General features: G+C 48.9%; 6 protein-coding genes and 4 tRNA genes. 2 read left to right on the top strand and 8 right to left on the bottom strand.

Going from position 1 to position 6595, the window contains the following annotated elements; genetic code table 11:
* Window positions 1–185: 185 nt before the first annotated feature.
* The 6 genes from clpP to GZ78_RS21195 all read right to left on the bottom strand — a co-directional run bounded on the left by clpP (window position 186) and on the right by GZ78_RS21195 (window position 3201).
* Window positions 186–824, bottom strand: coding sequence for an ATP-dependent Clp endopeptidase proteolytic subunit ClpP (gene clpP, locus GZ78_RS21170; protein WP_034841079.1), 639 nt, complete (start codon window positions 822–824; stop codon window positions 186–188).
* A gap of 335 nt (window positions 825–1159) precedes the next feature.
* Window positions 1160–2515, bottom strand: coding sequence for a trigger factor (gene tig, locus GZ78_RS21175; protein WP_034840687.1), 1356 nt, complete (start codon window positions 2513–2515; stop codon window positions 1160–1162).
* A 229-nt stretch (window positions 2516–2744) separates the two neighbouring features.
* A tRNA-Leu gene (locus tag GZ78_RS21180) sits at window positions 2745–2829 on the bottom strand.
* 55 nt (window positions 2830–2884) lie between these two features.
* Window positions 2885–2960, bottom strand: a tRNA-His gene (locus tag GZ78_RS21185).
* A gap of 33 nt (window positions 2961–2993) precedes the next feature.
* Window positions 2994–3070, bottom strand: a tRNA-Arg gene (locus tag GZ78_RS21190).
* A gap of 54 nt (window positions 3071–3124) precedes the next feature.
* A tRNA-Pro gene (locus GZ78_RS21195) sits at window positions 3125–3201 on the bottom strand.
* A gap of 446 nt (window positions 3202–3647) precedes the next feature.
* Between GZ78_RS21195 and folD the strand changes: the two genes are divergently transcribed.
* A complete protein-coding gene (gene folD, locus GZ78_RS21200) occupies window positions 3648–4502 on the top strand; it encodes a bifunctional methylenetetrahydrofolate dehydrogenase/methenyltetrahydrofolate cyclohydrolase FolD (protein WP_034840690.1) in 855 nt (284 codons plus the stop codon).
* 64 nt (window positions 4503–4566) lie between these two features.
* On the opposite strand, the gene GZ78_RS21205 is transcribed toward folD, so the two are convergent.
* A complete protein-coding gene (locus GZ78_RS21205; RefSeq protein ID WP_161787449.1) occupies window positions 4567–4851 on the bottom strand; it encodes an endonuclease in 285 nt (94 codons plus the stop codon).
* A gap of 27 nt (window positions 4852–4878) precedes the next feature.
* On the opposite strand from GZ78_RS21205, the gene GZ78_RS21210 reads away from it, so the two are divergent.
* Window positions 4879–5334 carry a hypothetical protein gene (locus GZ78_RS21210; RefSeq protein WP_034840694.1) on the top strand — a complete coding sequence of 152 codons (456 nt, stop codon included), beginning with the start codon at window positions 4879–4881 and terminating at the stop codon, window positions 5332–5334.
* 343 nt (window positions 5335–5677) lie between these two features.
* Here GZ78_RS21210 and GZ78_RS21215 read toward each other — a convergent pair.
* Window positions 5678–6595 (bottom strand): transposase (locus GZ78_RS21215; RefSeq protein WP_034840696.1); only part of this gene is annotated, 918 nt, incomplete at its 5' end.

The raw sequence follows: 6595 nt of genomic DNA on the forward strand, positions 1-6595 counted from the left end.
AACCGGAAGCCAGTCAAACCGATTTTTCCTGCATCAGGCAGAAACAGTCATGAATGAAAAGTACTTCTGTCACAGCCAAGCACATATCAATACCGGCATTACGTTGACTGCTTCCATGAAAGCACCACCTGGCAACCTTCATCTATTCTAATAGATTTTTGCCAGATGGCATTTCAGACTCTGGGTCACTTGTCAGTCGGGACCCGACTGCTCAGCACCTTGTCAATCAGGCCGTATTCCATTGCCTGCTCAGCACTCATGAAATTATCACGATCAGTATCTTTTTCCACTACTTCCATGGGCTGCCCGGTATGCTTGGCCAGCACCAGATTCAGACGCTCTTTGATGGTCATGATTTCCTGGGCGTGAATGGCAATATCAGATGCCTGCCCCTGAAAACCACCCAATGGCTGGTGAATCATTACTCTGGAATGTGGTAATGCATATCGCTTGCCTTCAGCGCCAGCTGCCAGAAGCAGAGACCCCATGCTGCAAGCCTGACCAATACACATAGTGGAAACGTCTGGTTTAATAAACTGCATGGTGTCATAAATTGACATGCCTGCAGTTACAGAACCACCCGGAGAGTTGATATAGAGATGAATATCCTTGTCAGGATTCTCTGATTCCAGGAACAGCAGCTGAGCCACGACCAGATTGGCCATGTGATCCTCAACCTGACCCACCAGGAAAATAACTCGTTCCTTGAGCAGACGTGAATAGATGTCGTAAGAACGCTCACCCCTGGCGGACTGCTCAACGACAATAGGTACCAGGCCGGAATTGGTGATTGCTACGGATTGCGTTTCGATCAGTCTGGACATGTCCTGTCTAAACTCCTTACCAAGTCGAAGAGGAACGACCCGCATCAGGAGCCTGACCGGAAATAAACAGCTCGGCCTAAAACCCAGAAAGAACGGTCAGCTTCTCCACTGAATTTGATTAAATAGATTAACTATTCGCACCAATCCTGTGGAGAAGCTGACTCGTTCTACTGAGCTTTATGCTCGAGCGCAATTCCCGGTCAGGCTCCAGCGGGTCGCGTAACGTGTCATGGTTTAACCTGAATAATGCCTCACCTTATGGTGACCAACATTATCAACGCGCACAAGGCGTTTATACGGCAGCGCGCGCCAAAACCTTAGACGACACTCTACCCTCAGGCCTGCTCTTCTTCAGAAGCTTCAGCTTCTTCAGCCGCTGCAGGCTTGATCGCATCCTGATAGCTGCATTCGCTTTCAGAAACCTTGGCTGCTTCAAGAACAGTATCTACTACCTGCTCTTCCAGAACAACATACTTAACCTGAGACAGCTGCTCTTCGTTGCTGTAGTACCAGTCAACAACCTGCTGAGGCTCCTGGTAAGCAGAGGCCATTTCTTCGATCATGGTGCGAACGCGATCGTCATCAACCTTGATTTCACGCTGCTTAACGATTTCGCCCACCAGAAGACCCAAAGCTACACGCTTCTTGGCATCCTTTTCGAACAGTTCAGCCGGCAATTGCTTAGGATCAAAACCACCCTGTGCACCACCAAACTGCTGAACAGCCTGCTCACGCATGCGGTCAATTTCCTGAGCAACCAGCGGAGAAGGCACTTCGACTTCATGGGTAGTCAGAAGACCATCCATCACCTGGTTCTTAACCTTGCCTTTGATAGCTTGACGCAGTTCACGTTCCATATTCTTGCGAACTTCAGTACGGAAAGCTTCTTCTCCGCCTTCAGTCACACCAAAACGCTCAAAGAATTCATCATTCAGTTCTGGCAACGCAGTCGCCTGTACCTGATGAACCTTGCACGCAAACTCAACAGCCTGACCCTTCAGTTCTTCAGAGTGATAATCTTCAGGGAAGGTCAACTCCAGAGTTTTCTCTTCGCCTGCAGACACACCTAGCAGACCGTCTTCAAAGCCAGGAATCATGCGACCAGAGCCCAGCTCCAGAGTAGAGTTTTCAGCCTTGCCGCCAGCAAACTCTTCACCGTTCTGCTCTCCTGAAGCAAAGGTACCCACGTAATCAAATACGATCTGGTCACCCTGTTCAGCAGCGCGCTCTACATCTTCAAAGGTTTTGCTCTGGCTACGCAGAGTTTCGACCATTTCGTCGATGTCAGCATCGGAAACTTCAGCGACTGGACGCTCAATTTCAACACCGCCGAAATCACCCACTTCGATCTCTGGATAAACTTCAAAGGTAGCTACGAATTCAAAATCCTTACCTTCCTCGTCGCCTTTAGGCTCAACACGAGGAGCACCCGCTGGATTCAGACTTTCCTGGGTAACCGCTTCTACAAATGCCTGTTGCATCTGCTCACCGAGTACTTCTTGACGAGCACCCAGTCCATAGCGACGCTTAACGACCTTCATAGGTACCTTGCCAGGACGAAAACCGTCCAGGCGAACACGACGAGACAGATCTTGCAGTCGCTTATTAATTTCCCCGTCGATTTTGTCAGCAGGGATTGTAATTGTCAGGCGACGCTCCAGACCGGAAGTCGTTTCTACGGAGACTTGCATTTGCGTTCCTCAATAAAACCTGAGTTGCCGTACGTATGGAACAAAGGCACATAGACTAGCAAAAGTACTTATAGGTTGCACCTTAATCACACAAACAGACTATCTACCCCTCTCACGCCTCACCAGAACCCTGGGACTGCGGACTAGCGGCAGACAAACTGCCCGACTAAACAAGCTGTTTTTCCAATACAAAAACGGGGATAAGCAAGCTTATCCCCGTATCGTCAACTGGTGCGGATGGAGAGACTCGAACTCTCACGCCTTGCGGCACTGGTACCTAAAACCAGCGTGTCTACCAATTCCACCACATCCGCTTACAGCACTTTACTGATGCTGCTTAACTCTTATCAGGCCAAGGCCTTTTTAAACTGGGGTGGACGATGGGGTTCGAACCCACGACCACCGGAATCACAATCCGGGGCTCTACCAACTGAGCTACGCCCACCAGCACTAACCGACTCACAGAGACAGTTAATTATGGCGCGCCCGGCAGGATTCGAACCTGCGACCATCCGCTTAGAAGGCGGATGCTCTATCCAACTGAGCTACGGGCGCATCATGAGTTACCACTCAATTAAAACATTACAACATTTTAACCAGTGATTGAAATGGTCGGGGTAGAGAGATTCGAACTCCCGACATCCTGCTCCCAAAGCAGGCGCGCTACCAGACTGCGCTATACCCCGAAAATGAACAACCTTTACGTTAATTCATTCTGCCGCTTGTTGCAGCGCGGCGAATATTACCCAGAACAAGATGTCTCGTCAACGTCGTTTTAACTCTCATATTTGAGTAGCCAATAACTTGCCGCACTTGAGATCCGCCTCACCTCGAACGGCAACTAATTTAACACAGGAGTACCAAGCTGACCAGAGACCAAATCGTCATTTTTACAACCTAAATCAAATACCTATGTCATCTACAGCCAATACTGCCCCATAGCCGCCTTATTGATATATGAAGTTGTATGCTTAATAAAGCAGCTCATCTGAAACCTGGCACACCGAACACTGGCCGGATTATATTCAAACACCGCATATTAATCGGTTAAGGCTATTCAATTCATGAACAACGGAGGACTTCCATGATAAAATGAGGAACTCGTCCGCTTAACAGGCATCCACCAAAAACCATGACCGCTAGAATCATTGACGGCAAGGCCATTGCCGCAAAACTGAAAGATTCCATTGCTGAACGTGTTAAACAACGGGTTGAACAAGGACTCAGAGTACCGGGGCTTGCCGTTATTTTGCTGGGTGACGACCCGGCTTCACAGGTATACGTGGGCAAAAAGAGAAGCGACTGCGAACGCGTTGGCTTCCACTCTGTTTCTCACGACCTGCCTGCTTCAACCAGCGAAGCAGATTTATTAAACCTGATTGACCAGCTGAATGAAGACCCCGTCATTGATGGTATTCTCGTACAACTCCCTCTGCCAGAGCATATCAATTGCGATCTCGTCATCGAGCGCATTCGTCCCGATAAGGACGTGGATGGTTTCCACCCTTACAATATAGGTCGACTGGTTCAACGTATTCCCATGCTGCGCCCTTGCACACCAAAAGGTGTCATGACGCTGCTGGAAAGCACCGGTGAACCGATTCGCGGCAAGAATGCCGTGATTGTTGGAGCCTCCAACATCGTTGGCCGCCCCATGACCATGGAACTGCTGCTGGCAGGCTGCACTACAACAACGGCTCACCGCTTCACTCACGATCTGGATAAAGTAGTAGGTGAAGCTGAAATTCTGGTGGTTGCCGTTGGCAAACCCGGACTGGTCAAAGGAGAATGGGTCAAAGAAGGCGCTATTGTGATCGACATTGGCATCAACCGTATGGACGACGGTCGGCTGGTAGGCGACATTGGATTCGAAACCGCACAACAGAGAGCCAGCTGGATTACTCCAGTGCCTGGTGGCGTTGGCCCCATGACCGTCGCCACCCTGCTGGAAAATACACTTTACGCTGCAGAACACCTTCACAAGTAACCGCAACAATATTTGAAAAGCTCTGATTGACAGGCCGGAGCTTTTCAAGCCTGACCATCCCCCTCTAGTTCTGTATCGAACCACTGCATGGCTTAAAGGCATCCGAGCTCACGAGTTCTCCCCAAATCATCTCAACCCAACAAGGATTATCTATAAAGGGATTTCTATTGCCCTGAAATAGAAAAGCTTCGTCATTTCTGGCCCGCTCAAAGTCGCTCACCGGGTCGGAGCGATGCCAGACAAGAAAGGTTTCCAACTGCCAGGGTTTATAAACCAATGGCACTGACTTAAGGTTACAGCCCAGAGATATCAAGGCTTGCCCGAGAAGAAAAACGACTATAGAAGTCAATGGATACTTACTCTCCTTGAGCAAGCCATGACCAAGTGTAGCCCAGAGTTCCTGTCACTCGCTGATGACTGTCTTCGCCAATTTGCCCAAACAGGTAATGATGCATTGTCGTCGATCCTTACGCCTCAGCATCTTAACGCTTTTCAAGCCAGCCATTCAGGCTTCAGAGCCAGAGACTTCCCTCCCACCAAAACCTTAACTTTGTTCATGAGGCAAGTTGCCAGCAATACCAAGTCATGCCGACATGCCCTTATTGATGAGGCCAGGGATCAGGTTGTCAGAGGTAATAAGCCATCCAGCACTGAAACCAGCGCGTATACCAAAGCACGACAGCGGTTAACGGAAGTGTCAAAACGCCGGATCCTGATCACTGACGGCTCAACACTTTTAATGCCAGACACCGAGAAAAACCATAATGAATACCCACAGCCGAGCACCCAAAAAAAGGGCTTGGTTTCCCCATCCTTAGAATTCTTGTTTTGATGTGCCTGGGCAGTGGTGCACTGCTGGATTTTGCAGTAGCCCCCTATGAAGGCAAAGAAAAAGGGGAGCAAGCCTTACTCAGAAAACTGCTGTTTCTTATTTGACCACCCCCTGTTCGGGCTGAGCCTGTCGAAGCCCAGAGCCACCACCCTTCGACAGGCTCAGAGTGAACGGAGTTCATGTTTTAATCGGGAAGTTATTTCAAGACAAATCCCTAGGAGGCTGTCCGAGAATAGGTCAACGAGAGCGGCAATGAGCTTTTATAATTCAAACATGGGCAAAAAATAACCGCCTTTATGCGGGATTTTTCCCATTTTGGCAGATTTACACCTTCTCCTGGCCTTTATGCCGCTTTTTTAACCTTTTCCAAATCTTCAAGGCGGACTGATCCCGTTGAGACCGCCTTCACAAATTTTTTGAAATTATGAGCTGTGCATACCAATGAGAACTCGGCCTCAACTTTCTCCTTCCCTCGCAGGTTGAAGCCCCTGAATCCAGAGTTCTTTATCTGACCAAACGGCGGCTCTGCTATCACCTTGCGACGCTCATAGATGCTTTTCGCCTCGGTTGTCTCCATTTTTTTAGTCATGGCCTGACGTGCAACTTCAAATTTGTCTGTACGAATGACACGCCCCGCACTTTTCTTCGAACCGCTACATCTGAAGCGATAAGGGCACTTCTTGCATACATCCTTATTTGCTCTGTAACTCTTTCTCTTGGCTTTACTGGCAGGGTCGGTAACCATCTGTTCGCCCGCCGGACAGATAAACACATCTGATTCTATCTCGTATGTAAAATCTGCTTTGACAAATTTTCGATCGCTGTCTTCAAGGTCATCCGTAGCCGGCTTTTCTTCTCTGTCGGTAGCGATATAACTGTCTATTCCGTGCTCATCCACAGCATGCAGGTTTGGCCCTGAAAAGTAACCATTATCCATGCTCCACATACCTACAACTGCATCATCAATGGCTTCTGTCAGCGCCTGAAGCGCAGGTTCAACTTCCTGCACATCGTTGGCGTGCTGGCTGATATGCTGGCCAACAATGATCTGGTGATCGGCATCAACATTAATCTGAGCGTTGTAGCTGTAATCACAGTAACCTTTCTTGGTCATCATCCGGGCATCATGATCTGCAAAACTAATCTGCTTTTTGTCGTCTATTGGTTCGTCCGGGTTCAGGGCTTTCTCTCGTTCTTCGAGGGCTTTTTTGGCTACCCTGATTTTCTTTAACCGCTCTTCTTTGAACTGGAGGTCTTCAGG

The organism is Endozoicomonas numazuensis (assembly GCF_000722635.1).
GTDB classification, from domain to species: domain Bacteria; phylum Pseudomonadota; class Gammaproteobacteria; order Pseudomonadales; family Endozoicomonadaceae; genus Endozoicomonas_A; species Endozoicomonas_A numazuensis.

Bases quoted from the DNA above. Each gene is read 5' to 3' on its own strand.
- folD (WP_034840690.1), top strand. From the start codon at position 3,648: ATGACCGCTAGAATCATTGACGGCAAGGCCATTGCCGCAAAACTGAAA.
- tig (WP_034840687.1), bottom strand. From the start codon at position 2,515: ATGCAAGTCTCCGTAGAAACGACTTCCGGTCTGGAGCGTCGCCTGACA.
- clpP (WP_034841079.1), bottom strand. From the start codon at position 824: ATGTCCAGACTGATCGAAACGCAATCCGTAGCAATCACCAATTCCGGC.
- GZ78_RS21210 (WP_034840694.1), top strand. From the start codon at position 4,879: ATGACCAAGTGTAGCCCAGAGTTCCTGTCACTCGCTGATGACTGTCTT.